The sequence below is a fragment of the Marinibaculum pumilum genome (genome assembly GCF_042646425.1).
Lineage (GTDB): Bacteria > Pseudomonadota > Alphaproteobacteria > Ferrovibrionales > Ferrovibrionaceae > Marinibaculum > Marinibaculum pumilum.
The window spans coordinates 35612-50494 of record NZ_JBHRTR010000009.1; the positions used below are offsets into that span (position 1 = coordinate 35612).

Below are 14883 nucleotides of genomic sequence, written 5' to 3' on the forward strand. Positions count from 1 at the left end.
CCGGCGGATCCGCGTGGCAGACCCGGCCTGATGGCACCGGTCCCCGTCGATACCGCATTCGAGGCCGCCCTGGCGCTGGCGTCCCCCGTGGAGGGGACGGAACGGGTCGCTTTGCCGGCGGCGCCGGGCCGGATCCTCGCCACCGACAGTCCGGCCGCCGGCCCCTATCCGGCCTTCGATCATGCCGCTGTCGATGGCTATGCGCTGCGCGCCGCCGACGGCGCCGAAGCGCCGGTTGTGCTGCCCTGCACCGACCTGTCGCTGCCGGGCAGCCGGCCGGCGCCGCTGGCCCCGGGCCGGGCCGCACGGATCTTCACAGGGGCGCCGATCCCGGACGGTGCCGATTCGGTGGTGATGCAGGAGGCCTGTGCGGCCGTGACCCTGCCGGACGGCACCCCGGCGGTGCGGATCGGCACGGCCGCCGCCGCCGGCGGAAACCTGCGCCGGGCGGGGGAGGATATGCGCCCCGGCGAGGCGCTGCTGACGGCCGGCAGTCTGCTCGACGCCCGGCATCTGGCCGCCGCCGCGGCCGCCGATATCGGCGCGCTGGAGGTGCGCCGCCGGGTGCGGGTCGCCTATCTGTCCTGCGGCAACGAACTGCTGCCGCCCGGCGCGCCGGCGGCGGCCGGCATCCCGGCCGCGCGCGACAGCAACCGGCCGATGCTGGCGGCCCTGCTGGCCCGTCCCTGGATCGAGGCGCGCGACCTGGGCATCCAGCCGGACCAGCCGGAGCGGCTGCAGGCCGCGCTGGCCGAAGCCGCCGGCTGGGCCGACCTGGTGGTCACCTCGGGCGGCATGTCGGTGGGGGAAACCGATCACCTGCCGGAGGCGGTGGCGCGGCTGGAGGGCGAATGGGCGGCCCTGCAGGTGGCGATGAAGCCGGGCAAGCCGCTCGGTCTCGGCAGGCTCGGCGCAGCTGTCCTGCTCGGCCTGCCGGGCAATCCCTACGCCGCCTTTGTCGGCGCCGTGCTGTTTGGCGGACTGGTGCTGCGCCGGCTCTCAGGCCAGCCGGCGGTCCGGCCGCCAGGCCGGAGGGCGCTGCTGGCGGAGGCGGTGTCGCGCCGGCCCGGCCGCACCGACTTCCTGCCGGTGGCGCTGGTCCCGGCGCAGGGCGAGGGCCCGCCACGCCTGCAGGTGCTGGGACCGGGCGGCAGCGCGCGGCTGGCGCCGCTGCTCGCCGCCGACGGGCTGGCGGAAGTCGCCGGCGACCTGGCGGCGGCACCGGCCGGCACGCCGGTGCGGTTCCACAGCTTCGCGGAGCTGTTCGGGACGGGGTGAGGCGCGGTTCCGGTGGCGCCGGGGGCTATTGCTTGCCGCCCGCGACCTGGCGGAATTCCCGCCGGAACGGCTCCGGCGGCGGGGCGGCCGGCTCTGCCGGTACGGGACCGGCGGTCGCGTCCGGCTTTGCGGAAGGGGACTGCGCCGGAACCTCCTCCAGCCGCCGGCTGGCGGCCGAAGCCTCGTCCTGATGCGCAGACCGATCGGCGGCGGGATGATCGCCATTCCCTGCCTTGTCGCCATCCCCCGCCTTGTCGCCATCCCCCGCCTTGCCGGCATGCCCGGCCTTGCCGCCATGGATGGTCTCGGTCACCCAGCCCCAGGGCACGTGGGACCAGCCGCGCTCATGGACGTAGTAGAGCACCATCTTCGTCGCCACCTCGACGCTGGCGATCGAGCCGGCAAAGACCAGATTGCCGGTCACGACCCAGCTGATCGCGAAGGTGTCGGCGGTGGCCGTGACCCGCCAGGTCAATGTCTTCAGCAGCGAGCGGCTGCGGCTCTCCCGACGCACGAGCATCGGTGCCAGGGCGGCATCGAGAAGCATGTCACCCTCTCATGTCCACAAAGTGCCGGCGCCGGCCATGCCGGACGGGCAAGAGAACCAATCTACCCCGATCGAGGGCATTCTGGATAGCGAACCGGCCCCGGCTGCGGCCGTGCGAAGCGGTACAGCCGGTGACGGCTAGCCGGCGGCGATGCCGCCGGTCAGGCGGAGCGAAGCGGTGCCGCGGCCGAACTGCTGGTCGACATGGTCGACCAGCCGGGCCAGCGCGGCCTCAACGCTGTCGCGGCCGGTATCGATCACCAGGTCCGGCGCCTCCGGTTCCTCGTAGGGGGCGCTGACCCCGGTGAAGTTCGGGATCTGGCCGGCGCGGGCCTTGGCATAGAGGCCCTTGGGGTCGCGCGCCTCGCAGACCGACAGGTCGGCGCGGACATGCACCTCGCGGAAATGGGCGCCGGCGACCTCGCGGGCGGCGGCGCGGTCGGCGCGGGCGGGGGAGATCAGGGAGACGACCACGATCATGCCCGAATCCGCGAACAGCTTCGCCACCTCGGCGGTGCGGCGGATATTCTCCGCCCGCTCCTCGGCCGAGAAGCCCAGGTCGCGGTTCAGGCCATGGCGCAGATTGTCGCCGTCCAGCACGGTGACCTGCCAGCCGCGGGAGAAGAGCAGCGACTGCGCGCCCATCGCCAGGGTCGACTTGCCGGCACCGGACAGGCCGGTCAGCCAGATCACGCCGCCCAGATGGCCGTTCGCCGCGGCGCGCTCCGCCGGGCCGACGGAGGTGGAGACCGCCGTGATGTTCTGCGCCTTCACCGTATCGGCGCCTTCCAGCAGCAGGCAGCCGCCGGCGACCCGGTAGTCGCGCACCAGCACGCCGCGGCCGGTCACCGCATCCTCGTCATGGGCGTCGAAGACGATCGGCCGGGTGCTGCGCAGCACCAGGTCGGCGACGGCGTTCTGCGGCACCTCGTCGGCCGGCTGCTCGGCCAGGGTCTCCACGTCCACCAGGTGGCGGATCGCCTCCACCGTCACCGGATAGCTGGCGGTCAGATGCTTGAAGGTCAGCCGGTCGCCCGGCTTCAGCGGCGTCCGGTCCAGCCAGAACAGGCGCACCGCGACGGCATGGGACTGCGCCGCCGGGGCGGCGGGCGCCACCAGGACATGGCCGCGCTCCACGAAGACCGGCTTGTCCAGGGTCAGCGCGACCGACTCGCCGGCCGTCGCGGCCAGCTGCACGGCGCCGTTCCAGGTCTCCAGCCCGGCGACCTTGGCCTGCTGGCCGCCCGGCGCGATGTCGACGGTGTCGCCGACCCGCACCCGCCCGGCCTCGATCCGGCCGACCAGGATCCGCTTGTCGTCGCGGCGGTAGATGTCCTGCACCGGCAGTCGCAGCGCCCGCTCCCGCGGGGCCGCGGTATCGGGCAGGGCGTCCAGCGCCTGCAGCAGGGTCGGGCCGGTCCACCAGCGCATGTCGGCGGAGGGCGCCGCCACCCCGTCGCCGTGACGGGCCGAGATCGGCACCATGAAGTCGGCCTCCAGGCCGATCTCCGACAGATAGCCCTCCAGTTCCGTGGTCACCTGGGTGTAGCGGGCCGAGGCATAGTCCACCAGGTCCATCTTGTTGACCGCGACGATCAGGCGGCGGATGCCCAGCAGCCGCGCCAGATAGGCGTGGCGCCGGGTCTGCGCCTCCAGCCCGCGGGCGATGTCGACCAGCAGGATTGCCGCCTCCGCCGCCGCCGCGCCGGTCACCGCGTTGCGCAGGAATTCCGCATGGCCGGGCGCGTCGATGATCTGGTAGGTGCGCGCCGCGGTCGGGAACCAGATCCGGGTGGTGTCGACGGTGATGCCCTGGTCGCGCTCCAGCTGCAGGGCGTCGGTGACATGGGCCCATTCCAGTGCCGCGCCGCGCCGCTTCGCCGCCGCTTCCAGCTCCGCCAGCTTGCCGTCGGGCAGGCGGCCGGTGTCGTGCAGCAGGCGGCCGATCAGGGTGGACTTGCCATGGTCGACATGGCCCAGGATGACGACGGGATAGATGCCGTCGGTGCTCGGTGTGCCGGTCATGCTGTCCTCACATATAGCCGCTGGAGCGCAGGCGCTCGAAGGCGTTCTCCGCCTCGTGGTCCATGGTGCGCCCGGCGCGTTCCGGCGCGCGGGTGGTCTGCAGCTCGGCGATGATTGCGTCGATATCGGCGGCGTCGCTGTCGATCGGCTTGGTGATGCCGATCTCGCCGAGCGAGCGGAAGCGCTTGCCGTCCTTCGCGAAGTAGAGCGGCACGATCGGGATGTTCTCGCGCTGGATGTAGCGCCAGATATCCACCTCGGTCCATTGCAGCAGCGGATGCACGCGGACATGGATGCCGGGCGGGGTGTCCAGGTTGTAGTGGTTCCAGAACTCCGGCGGCTGTTCCTTCACGTCCCAGGAGCCGTCGTCGGCGCGCGGGCTGAACACCCGCTCCTTGGCGCGGGTCGCCTGCTCGTCGCGGCGGATGCCGGCGATGATGGCGTCGAATTCGTAGCGGGCGATGGCCTGCTTCAGCCCCAGGGTCTTGCGCGCGGCGACCCGGCTGTCCGGCGGCAGGTCCTGGTCGACCGCCTCGATCGGCGGGCAGTCGTCGGCGATCAGGTTGAGCCGCCATTCGTCGCGGTACTGGTCGCGGAAGGCATAGACCTCCGGGAATTCCAGCCCGGTGTCCAGGTGCACCAGCGGGAAGGGAATCTCGCCCAGGAAGGCCTTCCGGGCGAGCCAGAACATGACGTTGGAATCCTTGCCCAGCGACCAGAGCATCGCCGGCTTCTCGAAGCGGTGCACCGCTTCGCGCAGGATGTAGATGCTCTCGTGTTCCAGGCGGTCGAGATGGTCCATGGGGATATCCGTCGGGAGTGGGTCTTGCGGGATGGCGGTGGCTGTCGGCCGCTCAGCGGGCGGGGGCGGGCATGGCGAGGTGGATGCCGCATTCGGTCTTGGCCTGGCCGGCCCAGCGGCCGGAGCGGGCGTCGCCCGGGTCGCTGGCGCGGTCGGTACAGGGCATGCAGCCGATCGACAGGTAGCCGTCGGCCTTCAGCGGATGCTGCGGCAGGTCGTGGCGGTCGAAATAGGCGGCGATATCGTCCTGCGACCAGTGGGCCAGGGGATTGACCTTGACCCGGCCGTCCAGGCTTTCGACCACCGCCAGGCGGCTGCGCTCGCCACCCTGGAAGCGCTTGCGGCCGGTGATCCAGGTGTCGATGCCATCCAGTGCGCGCTGCAGCGGCAGTACCTTGCGGACATAGCAGCAGCGGTCCGGCCGGCCGGCCCAGAGGATGCCGTCGGGATCCTCCGCCTTCAGGTCGGCGGCATCGGGTTCGATGCTGCGCACGTCGGTCAGGCCCAGCCGCGCCACCAGCGCATCGCGATAGCGCAGGGTCTCCCCGAACAGCTTGCCGGTATCCAGGAAGATCACCGGCAGGGCGGGATCCACGGACGCGGCGATGTGCAGGAGAACGGCGGAGTCCGCACCGAATGAGGTGACCATCGCGATGCGGCCGGGAGCGGTGGCCGCGATGGCGTCACGCAGAACCGCATCCGCCGGCTTGCCGGCAACGCGGTCCGACAGTGTTGCAGCCCGCGCTTCCGCGGTCATGCGCGACTGTGGCGCGGCGGTCCTGTCCTGCCGGGCGGCGGGCGGGCTGGCGATGGCGGTCGATATCGGTGACATGGTGTCGCCTCAATTTCCGAACTCACATGTGAGAGTTCGAATTTTACACCATGCTTTCAAATGATCTTAATTCATACGAAAAATATGTGTGAATTAGGCATCTCCTGTTCCGAGGCTGCCGGCCCAGCGCTCCGCCCAGCCGGCGAGCGGCATCAGGGCATGCACCAGGTCCGCCCCCAGCGGGGTGAGCGCCCATCCTTCCTTCCGGGCCGGTTCGGCCAGCCCCGCCTCCTGCAGTTCCCGCAGGCGTGTGGACAGCACGCTGGCGGACATCCCGCCGCAGCGCGCCTGCAGGTCGCGAAAGCCGGCCGGCGCCTGGGACAGCTCCCAGACGATGCGCAGGGTCCAGCGGCGGCCCAGCAGGTCCATGGCGGCCATCAGCGGCCGGCCGGTCCGGCTGCCGCGGACGGCCTGTCCCGGGCGCGGCGTGCGGCGGGAGATGCGACCGGTGCCGTCCGTCCCCCCTGCCTTGTCCCCGACCGTCTTGTCGTCGCTCTTGCTCAGGTTGGCCTCCCCAATCGGCGCGGCCGCCCACGCAGGCTGCGAGCGGCACCCGGCCAGCCGGCATCCCGCCCGGCAGTTCGCTGCCGGAGCCCGGCCTTCATGGGGCCGCGCGCCTGTTCCGCTGCTTGTCGGCGTACATGCGCCTGTCGGCCTGCCGCAGCAGGTCGCCGACCGTGCCACCGTCGGCGGGATGGTGCGCCAGGCCGATCGACACGGCAATCCGCACCACCTCCCCCCGGGAAGGCGCAAAGGGGGAAAGCGCAAAGGGCTCGGCGCAGGCCTGCCGCAGCCCGTCCAGCAGCGGTGTCAGGTCGCGCAGGGAGCGCCGAGCCGCGAGCAGGAGGCCGAACTCGTCCCCGCCCAGGCGGGCCAGCATGTCGCCCTCTTCCAGCCGCTGCGCCATACGCTCGGCGACAGCGGCCAGAAGCGCATCGCCCGCGGCATGGCCGTGGCTGTCGTTGACCGTCTTGAAGCGGTCCAGATCGGCGATCGCGACCGCAAAGGGTCGGCCCTGGTCCAGCTGCGCCTCCAACGCCCTGAAGAAGCCCCTCCGGTTGGCAAGCCCTGTCAGCTGGTCGCGATAGACGAGGTCCTTCACCCACTGTTCGCGGGCGCGCCGCTCGCTGACATCGGCGTAGGTGAAGATCAGGCTGCCATCGTCCAGCCGGCGGCCGACGGACTCCCAGGCGCCGCCGCTTTCGTCGCGGAACTCCGTGCGGTGATAGGCCTGGGAAAAGGCGAAATCGGCCCGCGCGGCCGCCAGGGCCTGCGGATCGCCCGGGCCATAGCCGCCGCGTTCGGCGACATAGCGCGCGACATGCGCGAACGGCATGTCATAGGCGATCAGATCCGCCGGCAGGTTCAGGATGCGCAGCGCCAGGACGTTCCAGAGCTTCAGCCGCCGGTCCGGGCCATAGACCGCCAGGCCGATCGGCAGCTGGTCCAGGACCAGCTGCAACACCTCCGCGTCGATGTCGGCGAGGCTCTCGGGCTGTCCGAGGTCCGGTTCCTTCATCGGCGCGGCTGGCTCAACGCGCGGCCCGGCGGCTGTTCTTGTCGTCGTACATGCGCCGGTCCGCGCAGCGCAGCAGGGCGGAGGCGGAGGTCCCGTCCTCCGGATGATGCGCCGCGCCGATCGACATCCCGATGGTCAGCGGCCCGGTGGCAGGCGCGACGTCGGTACGCGATCCGGCGGCCCGGCCGTCGTCCGGAATGTCGATCGGGACGGCACATGCCTCCCGCAGCCCGGCAAGAAGGCCGGCCGCCCGATCGGGCGCGTCGCCGCGGCGTTCGGGCAGCAGCAGGGCGAACTCGTCGCCGCCGATCCGGCCCATCACGTCCTCAGGCCCCAGCTGTGGCCGGCAGCGCTCTGCCACGATCTCCAGGATCCGGTCGCCGGTGGCGTGGCCGTGCCGGTCGTTGATCGACTTGAAGCCGTCCAGGTCGACGATCGCCAGGGTGAAGACCTGGCGCAGGTCCAGCAGGCGGTGCAGGGCCTCGAAGAAGGCCGCCCGGTTGGGCAGACCGGTCAGGTCGTCGTTATAGGCCAGGTCGCGGATCTGCCGGTTGCGGCGCTTCCGGTCGCTGACATCGGCATAGATGCAGACCAGGCGCCCGTCCGGCAGCAGGTGGAAGGCGACCTCCAGCACGAAGCTGGAAATGCTGCCGAATTCGGAGCGCCGGACCTGCCCGCTGTAGATCCGCGCCAGGCGCCCGGCCACGATCTCGTCATGGTCGCCCTCGCCGAAGGCGCCCTGCTGCGCCCAGTAGTACATGAACCAGTCGATGGTCTGGCCGCGCACCACCTTGTCCCGCGGCAGCCGCAGGAGCCGGATCACGGCCTCGTTCCACATCTCCAGCCGGCGGTCCGGGTCGAAGACGGCAAGGCCGAGCGGCATGTGCTCCAGCACCTCGCGCAATGTCTCGACCGGGACCGGTATCAGGCTCCGTGCTTCGTCGCGCATGCCGCAGCGGTCGTCCGCCCCTTGTCTGCCCGCAATCCTGTTGGGACTGCAGTCTAGCGGAAGGGCCGGGCGATCGCGAAGCGGTGCCGGGCATCCTCCCGGGCGTGGGGTGTCAGGCCGGGGTCGGTACCTCAGGCAGCGGCGCCCAGGGTTCGGGCGCGACGCGGGCGGCATTCACCACCTGGCTGATGGTGCGATACCAGCCGGACAGGAACAGGATCTCCAGCTGCGCCGGCACGTCGAACGACGCCCGCAGGTCCGGCCACAGCGCATCGGGGATATCGCAGTCCCGGTGCAGGGCGTCGACGGCCCGCAGCAGCAGCCGCTCCTGTGCCGTCCAGCAGGGCGCATCGGGACCGGCGCCCCGGGTGGCGGCGATCTGGGCGTCATCGAGGGCGGCGCGATCGGCATAGCTCTGCACATGCACCGCCCATTCGTAGAGCGCCCCGCAGAGCGCCGTGATGCGCAGGATCACCAGTTCCCGCTGGCGCACCGTCAGGCTGGCCGTGCCGCCGCCAGAGGTCAGGAACCAGCGGCCCAGCGGGTGCATCGCCTCCGCCAGCGGCAGATGGCGGGCGAAGACGCGGAACAGGGCCAGCGGCGGGACCGGGCTGTCCTTCGGCATGGCGGCCGCCAGCCAGGCCTGCGCTTCGGGCGGATAGGGCGGGTCGAGCGGTGCGATGCCGGGATCCACCGGCGGCGCGGCGGCGGGAGCGGTCTCGGGCGACGACATGGCAGGTTGCCTCTCGGGTAGGGGAACCGATTGCTTCTAAAACAGAAGCATTTTGCCACGGTCGCTTCTAAAATAGAAGCAATTTTGCAAGGAATCGCTGTCGGCCTGCCATGGGCCGCGGAGCGCCCGGGTGGGGGGCGTTCAGTAGCCGCCGTTGAGGGAGCGGTAGACCTTGGCGAGGTCGTCGCGGCCGCGGTCAAGCGATGTCAGGGGCTGGCCGCTGCCGGCTGCGGCTGCGGATGGCGGCATCCGGAATGCCGGCGCGGACAGGATCGTCGGTGCGGCCGGATCGGCGATCGTCCGCGACGCATCGGGAGTCGGCGCCGGTGCCGCAGCCGCGCCGAGCACGGCGACGCAGGATGCCAGCAGCAGGGCGCTGCCCAGCCTGCGCCAATACGGGCGGACGGTTTGCGTGTCGCCTGTCATGACATGCGGGCCGGCATCGGCCCCCTTCTGGCTGCTTCGACGGGCCGGGCGGATGTCCCGGCCATTCTCGAACGGAATACGCGGCAGCCTGGTTCCCGGATCACCGCCGAAGCCGGTCAGGCCGGCTGCGGCGGGCCACCGTCGGCACCGCCTGCATCGGCATTGCCGGCAGTGTCCCGCACCAGCCGGTACTGCACCCGCATCAACGACAGGCGCCGATAGAAGTTCAGCAGGTCGCGGGCCGGGTTGGTCATGCGCTCATAGCCGGACATGAAGGCGACGATGGTACCGACCTGCGCCTCACCCTGGATCACCAGCCAGCCGCCCAGCACCAGCACGCTCAACGGCCCCAGATGGTTGATCAGGTTGGTGACCGCCTTGGCCGCATACTTCACCGCCGCGAAGTGCAGGCGCAGATAGTAGATGCGCTGGATGTGCCGTTCCGGCCCCCGTGCACCGCTGTCGCTGCCCGTCTCCCGGTGTTCTTCGCCCCCGGCCTCGTTGCCATGCGCCCCGGCCTCGCCCAGGACCTGTTCGCCCAGCCGCCGCACCAGGGTGATCTTGTCTTTCGACAGCCGGTTCAGGCGCGGCTGGGTCAGGCCGACCACCAGAAGGGACGGCACCAGGAAGCCGATCGCCACCGCGGCGATCAGCGGCTGCACAACCAGCATGTAGGCGGCGACGCTGACGATGATGCCACCCTGCAGGAAGGGCAGCGCGATGCTCTCCGCAACGAAGCCGCCGACCTTCTCCGCCTCCGCCGAGAGGATCGCCTGCCGGGTGCCGTGGTCGGTTTCCTCGCCGACCGCCTCGTTGTCGGCGATCCGCTTGCGCAGGATGCGGACCACGCCTTCGCCGACCCGGTTGGCGTAGGTGTTGCGGACATATTTCAGCGCGGCGAGACAGATGATGGCGGCCAGGTAGACTCCGCCGAGCAGGAGCAGCAGCCGCAGGTCGCCGCCCTCGATCGCCCCGTCGACGATGCGGCGCTGCAGTTCCAGCGGCGCCAGGGTCAGCGGAAAGACCAGCAGGCTGAGCAGGCAGAGCCTGACCTGCTGGCGGGTGCTGACCTTCCAGACATAGCCGTAGAGGGTGGCCGGCATCTCCGGCAGCGGCCGGTCGGGCACCGATGGCAGGGCCGCCCGGTAGATGTCCGGCGAAAGCGGCGGCTCGCTCATCCCGGGGGCGGCGACGGTTCGAGGGCGGCGACGGACTCGGCCGGCTGCGGCGGTCTCAAGGGCGGCGCACCGGCACCGGGGTCGGCACGGGCGGCGGGTTCCGCCCGGCGAAGACCTGCCACTGATGCCAGTAGGGATAGACCGGCATGACGGCACTGGCCTTGTCCAGCCGCTCCATCTGGCCCGGATCCAGGGCGAAGTCCGCGGCGCCCAGATTGTCGCGCAGCTGCGCCTCGGTACGCGCGCCGATCACCACCGTGGCGACGGTCGGCCGCTGCAGCAGCCAGTTCAGCGCCACCTGCGAGACGCTGCGGCCGACCTCTGCGGCGATCGCCTCCAGCGCGTCGGTGACGGCATAGAGCCGCTCCTCCGGCACCGCCGGGCCGGTGCCGCCCAGGGCCGCCACCCGGCTGCCGTCGGGTGCGCTGCGGCCGCGGCCGACCTTGCCGGACAGCAGGCCGCCGGCCAGCGGGCTCCAGACCACGGTGCCGACCTTCTGGTCGAGCGCCAGCGGCATCAGTTCCCACTCGAACTCCCGCCCCAACAGGGAGTAGTAGGCCTGGTGCGCGACATGGCGGGGCCAGCCGTAGCGGTCGGCCACCGCCAGGGATTTCATCAGGTGCCAGCCGGAGAAGTTGGAACAGCCGATATAGCGCAGCTTCCCCGCGGTCACGAGGTCGTCGAGGGTGCGCAGCACCTCCTCCACCGGGGTGGTCGCGTCGAAGCCGTGCAGCTGGAACAGGTCGACATGGTCGGTGCCGAGCCGGCGCAGGCTCGCCTCGACCGCCGCGGTCAGGTGGTGGCGGGAGGAGCCGATATCGTTCGGCCCGGCGCCCATCGGGAAGCTGGCCTTGGTGGAAATCAGCAGCCGGTCGCGCCGCCCCTTGATCGCCTGGCCCAGGATCTCCTCCGCCAGGCCGGCGGAATAGACGTCGGCGGTGTCGAACAGGCAGGCGCCCGCCTCCAGGCAGATGTCGACCATGCGGCTGGCCTCCGCCACCTCGGTCGCGCCCCATTTGCGGAAGAACTCGGTGCCGCCGCCGAAGGTGGCGGTGCCCAGGCTCAGCACCGGGACCTTCAGGCCCGATGCGCCAAGCTGCCGGTATTCCATTTCAACCCTTCCTTTCCGCTACCCGTCCGTCATGCGGGCCGCATCATGCGTCGAAGCTGCCGGCGGAGGGAACCGGCCGTGCCGCAGGGAAGGCGCGCGCGCCCGGCATGACGGTTGCTTCCGATGCTGGAATGAACCATGCTTCATCAATGATGAATTGAGGTTCACATGGCGCGTGCGCAGCTCCGGCGGCAGCAGATCGACGACACCACCGAGGCCCTTCTGCGGGCGACCCGCGCCCTGGTCGCGGAGGGCGGCTGGCCGGCGGCGCAGATCTCCGCCATCGCCGCACGGGCCGGCGTGGCAACGGGATCGGTCTACCGCTACTTCGACTCCAAGGCCGCTCTTTGCGTGCAGGTGCTGGCCCGGGTGTCGGAGCGGGAGGCGGATGTGGTCGCGGCGATCATCGACGGCGGTGGCGATCCGGCCGGGCGGCTGCGCGACGCGGTGGCCGGCTTCGTGCGCCGTGCGGCGGGCGAGCCGCGGCTCGCCTATGCGCTGATCGCGGAGCCCTGCGACCCCGCCATCGATGCGGCGCGACTGCGCTACCGTGATGCGCTGGCGGCGCAGTTCGCCCGCCTGATCGACGAGGGGCGACGCAGCGGCGCCTTCGCCGACCTGCCGGCGGACCTGGTCTCGACCTGCCTGGTCGGCGCGATGATGGAGCCGCTGATCCTGCCGCTGGCGCGCGAGGCGCCGCCCCGCGGCGCGGAACTGGAGCGGCTGGCGGCACAGGTGGCCAGGGCCTGCTTGAACATGGTGCGGAATGCCGAAGCCGGGACCGACACCGGCGAAGACGGAGGAGACGAAGGATGAGCCAGGCCCGAGACCTCGTAGCACCGCAGCCGCGGACCCATGAGGTGCGCAACCAGGCGCGGCCCTGCAGCGGCTACAACGCTTTCACCGGCGATGTCGTGCTGCGCGAACAGGTGGCCCGCCATGCGCCCTGGTGCGCGGAACGTGCCGCGGCGGTCGGCGCGCTGGCCGGGGATCCGGATGTGCAGGAGGCCGCGCACCTGGCCAATGCGCATGAGCCGGAGCTGCGCCTGTTCGACCGCTACGGCCATCGCCTGGACTGGGTCGACTTCCACCCCGCCTGGCACGAGCTGATGGGCCTGGCCTTCGGCCACGGGGTGCACAGCCTGGCCTGGACGGCGAAGCGGGACGGGCAGGCCGGCGGCCATTTCGCCCGCGCGGTGCTGTCCCACCTGTGGAACCAGGTGGAGAACGGGGTCGGCTGCCCGACCGGCATGGCCTATGCCGCCGCCGCCGGCTTCTCCGACCGGCCGGAATTCGCGCTCTGGCACGACAGGACCATCGCCGCCGACTACGACCCGCGTCGCCTGCCGCTGGCGGACAAGCGCGCCGCGGTCATCGGCTATGCGATGACGGAGAAGCAGGGCGGCTCCGACCTGCGGCAGACCCAGACCATTGGCCGCTTCGCCGGCACCGAGGATGGTGCCCGGATCTACGAGCTGACCGGGCATAAATGGTTCTTCTCCGTCCCCACCTCCGACGGCTTCTACACCCTGGCGCGGACGGAGAGCGGTATCAGCTGCTTCCTGGTCGCCCGGGTGCTGCCGGACGGCAGCCTGAACCGGGTCTTCCTGCAGCGCCTGAAGGACAAGTGCGGCAACCGCTCGAACGCCTCCAGCGAAGTGGAGTTCGAGGGCACCCGCGCCATGCTGGTGGGGGAGGAGGGGCGCGGCATCGCGGAGATCCTGTCCCACGCCCACCTGACCCGGCTGGACTTCGCAATCGGCTCCGCCGGGCTGATGCGCCAGGCCCTGACCCTGGCGCTGAACCATGCCGGCAGCCGCAACGGCTTCGGCCAGGTCATGTCGGAGCTGCCGATGCAGGCCAATGTGCTGGCCGACCTGGCGCTGGAGAGCGAGGCAGCGACCCTTGCCGCACTGCGGGTCGCACGGGCGACCGATGCCATGGAAACCGACGACGGCGAACGCCTGTTCGCCCGCACCGCCACCCCGGTGATGAAGTTCTGGAACTGCCAGCGCGCCGCCGCCTTCGTCTACGAGGCGGTGCAGGTGCATGGCGGCAACGGCTTCATCATGGAGAACCCGGTCGCGCGGCTGTACCGGGAAGCGCCCCTGAACTCGATCTGGGAGGGCACCTCCAACATGATGTGCATGGACGTGCTGCGCGCCCTGCGGCGGGAGGAGGGCGCGCTGGAGGCCTTCATGGCGGAGGTCTCCGCGCCCGGCACGGCGGACGAAGCGCATGGCCGTTTCCTCGACGAGCTGAACGACGACCTGGGCGCCCGCGCCAATGACGAGGGCAATGCCCGCTCCATCGTCACCCGCATGGCCCTGGCCCTGCAGGCCGCTGAGATGCTGCGACACAGCCCGGAGACAGTGGCCGGGCGCTACATCGACTCCCGCCTGTGCGGCCGCCATGCCGGCGTCATCGGCACCCTGGCCAACGGCCCGGACCTGGCCGACATCGTCGCCCGTGCCGCGGTGGCGTGAGGTGCTGCCGCTCCCGGGCGAAAGCGGTGCCGCAACGCCAACCGTCATCCCGGCCCAGGGAAGTCCTCGGGGCCGGGATCCATTCCGCCAGCTTTGCGGTAACTGAGCGGCTTGCGGAATGGGTTCCCGGGTCAAGCCCGGGAACGACCTATCCCCAAAAAGGCCGGCAACGCTGCAGGGGGCAGCCGCTCAGCCGGCGCCGCTGTTGGACAGCGGCAGGGCCCGCAGCTCCGCCAGCACGCCGTCCAGGTCGCGGACCTCGCCCCAGCCGACCCGGATCATCTCCAGCGCCGGGTCGTGCAGGTGGGGCAGGGTGGTGCCCACCGCCTCCGCCACCACGATCGGCTTGAAGTCGCGGAAATTGGCGTCCTTGGAGGTGGCGGCGACGCACTGGTTGGTCAGCACGCCGCAGAACAGCACGGTCTCCGCCTGCACCGCCCGCAGCACGCCTTCCAGGTTGGTGTTGTAGAAGGCGCTGAGGCGAGTCTTCTCAATATACCAGTCGTCGGGCCGGGCGCCCAGGCCGTCCAGCACCTCGTAGCCCCAGCTGCCCTGGCGCAGGCCGCCCTCCTTCAGGAACGGGCGCAGGTGGTAGAAGACGCCGGCGTCGCGGCCGTCGCGAAAGCCGTGGCGGGTCCAGATCACCGGCACCTGCCGGTCATGCGCGGCCGCCACCAGGTCGCGGATCGGCCCGACCGTCGCCTGCATATGGGCCACGTCCACGCCGGAGGCGGCATACCAGCCCTCGTCGTGCAGGAAGTCGTTCTGCGGGTCGATCACCACCAGCGCGGTGCGGCCCGGCACCAGCGGCCACTGCACCGCGGCCCAGGGCTGCGTGCCGTCCGTCGCATCTTCATCCGCCATCGTCAGATCCCTGTCCTTCGCTCCGTCTGCCTGGACGTCATCCTCCCTATTGCCGTCGTCCTCGGCCGCCGAGCCGAGGACCGTGGCAGGACGGTGACGCTGCGCAGCGTCCTTGTATCGTCGCGACCCTCGG

General features: G+C 71.2%; 15 protein-coding genes. 3 read left to right on the forward strand and 12 right to left on the reverse strand.

Annotated elements, in window-relative coordinates; translation table 11 throughout:
- The first annotated feature begins 30 nt into the window (after positions 1 to 30).
- Positions 31 to 1278, forward strand: a complete 1248-nt coding sequence (locus ACFOGJ_RS03165) for a molybdopterin molybdotransferase MoeA (RefSeq protein WP_379898071.1) — start codon at positions 31 to 33, stop codon at positions 1276 to 1278.
- 25 nt (positions 1279 to 1303) lie between these two features.
- Here the strand turns inward: ACFOGJ_RS03165 and ACFOGJ_RS03170 are convergent, their stop codons facing one another.
- The 11 genes from ACFOGJ_RS03170 to ACFOGJ_RS03220 all read right to left on the reverse strand — a co-directional run bounded on the left by ACFOGJ_RS03170 (position 1304) and on the right by ACFOGJ_RS03220 (position 11400).
- Entirely contained in the window at positions 1304 to 1825 is a 522-nt protein-coding gene (locus ACFOGJ_RS03170; RefSeq protein WP_379898073.1) for a DUF2061 domain-containing protein, read from the reverse strand.
- Between the two features lie 138 nt (positions 1826 to 1963).
- Entirely contained in the window at positions 1964 to 3850 is a 1887-nt protein-coding gene (gene cysC, locus ACFOGJ_RS03175) for an adenylyl-sulfate kinase (RefSeq protein WP_379898074.1), read from the reverse strand.
- A 7-nt stretch (positions 3851 to 3857) separates the two neighbouring features.
- Entirely contained in the window at positions 3858 to 4652 is a 795-nt protein-coding gene (gene cysD / locus ACFOGJ_RS03180; RefSeq protein WP_379898075.1) for a sulfate adenylyltransferase subunit CysD, read from the reverse strand.
- Positions 4653 to 4704: 52 nt separating this feature from the next.
- Entirely contained in the window at positions 4705 to 5484 is a 780-nt protein-coding gene (locus tag ACFOGJ_RS03185) for a phosphoadenylyl-sulfate reductase (RefSeq protein ID WP_379898077.1), read from the reverse strand.
- A gap of 93 nt (positions 5485 to 5577) precedes the next feature.
- Complete coding sequence (locus ACFOGJ_RS03190; RefSeq protein ID WP_379898079.1) at positions 5578 to 5862, reverse strand: winged helix-turn-helix transcriptional regulator; 285 nt, start codon at positions 5860 to 5862, stop codon at positions 5578 to 5580.
- Between the two features lie 223 nt (positions 5863 to 6085).
- The gene (locus tag ACFOGJ_RS03195; protein ID WP_379898081.1) at positions 6086 to 7003 is read right to left on the reverse strand and encodes a diguanylate cyclase domain-containing protein; all 918 of its coding nucleotides are present in this window, start codon (positions 7001 to 7003) and stop codon (positions 6086 to 6088) included.
- Positions 7004 to 7016: 13 nt separating this feature from the next.
- The gene (locus ACFOGJ_RS03200) at positions 7017 to 7952 is read right to left on the reverse strand and encodes a sensor domain-containing diguanylate cyclase (protein WP_379898083.1); all 936 of its coding nucleotides are present in this window, start codon (positions 7950 to 7952) and stop codon (positions 7017 to 7019) included.
- A gap of 112 nt (positions 7953 to 8064) precedes the next feature.
- Complete coding sequence (locus tag ACFOGJ_RS03205; RefSeq protein ID WP_379898086.1) at positions 8065 to 8685, reverse strand: carboxymuconolactone decarboxylase family protein; 621 nt, start codon at positions 8683 to 8685, stop codon at positions 8065 to 8067.
- A 141-nt stretch (positions 8686 to 8826) separates the two neighbouring features.
- Positions 8827 to 9111: a hypothetical protein gene (locus tag ACFOGJ_RS03210; protein ID WP_379898088.1), complete on the reverse strand. Its 285-nt coding sequence runs from the start codon at positions 9109 to 9111 to the stop codon at positions 8827 to 8829.
- Between the two features lie 116 nt (positions 9112 to 9227).
- Positions 9228 to 10289 (reverse strand): ABC transporter transmembrane domain-containing protein, encoded by a 1062-nt coding sequence (locus ACFOGJ_RS03215; protein WP_379898089.1) that lies wholly within the window; start codon positions 10287 to 10289, stop codon positions 9228 to 9230.
- A gap of 55 nt (positions 10290 to 10344) precedes the next feature.
- Positions 10345 to 11400, reverse strand: a complete 1056-nt coding sequence (locus tag ACFOGJ_RS03220) for an aldo/keto reductase (RefSeq protein ID WP_379898091.1) — start codon at positions 11398 to 11400, stop codon at positions 10345 to 10347.
- 168 nt (positions 11401 to 11568) lie between these two features.
- Between ACFOGJ_RS03220 and ACFOGJ_RS03225 the strand changes: the two genes are divergently transcribed.
- On the forward strand, positions 11569 to 12216 hold the full coding sequence (locus tag ACFOGJ_RS03225) for a TetR/AcrR family transcriptional regulator (RefSeq protein WP_379898092.1): 648 nt from the start codon (positions 11569 to 11571) through the stop codon (positions 12214 to 12216).
- Positions 12213 to 13886 (forward strand): acyl-CoA dehydrogenase family protein, encoded by a 1674-nt coding sequence (locus ACFOGJ_RS03230; protein WP_379898093.1) that lies wholly within the window; start codon positions 12213 to 12215, stop codon positions 13884 to 13886. The genes ACFOGJ_RS03225 and ACFOGJ_RS03230 overlap by 4 nt, the downstream gene beginning before the upstream one ends.
- Before the next feature lie 189 nt (positions 13887 to 14075).
- Here ACFOGJ_RS03230 and ACFOGJ_RS03235 read toward each other — a convergent pair whose 3' ends face one another.
- Positions 14076 to 14750 carry a cysteine hydrolase family protein gene (locus ACFOGJ_RS03235; protein WP_379898095.1) on the reverse strand — a complete coding sequence of 225 codons (675 nt, stop codon included), beginning with the start codon at positions 14748 to 14750 and terminating at the stop codon, positions 14076 to 14078.
- Positions 14751 to 14883: the final 133 nt, after the last annotated feature.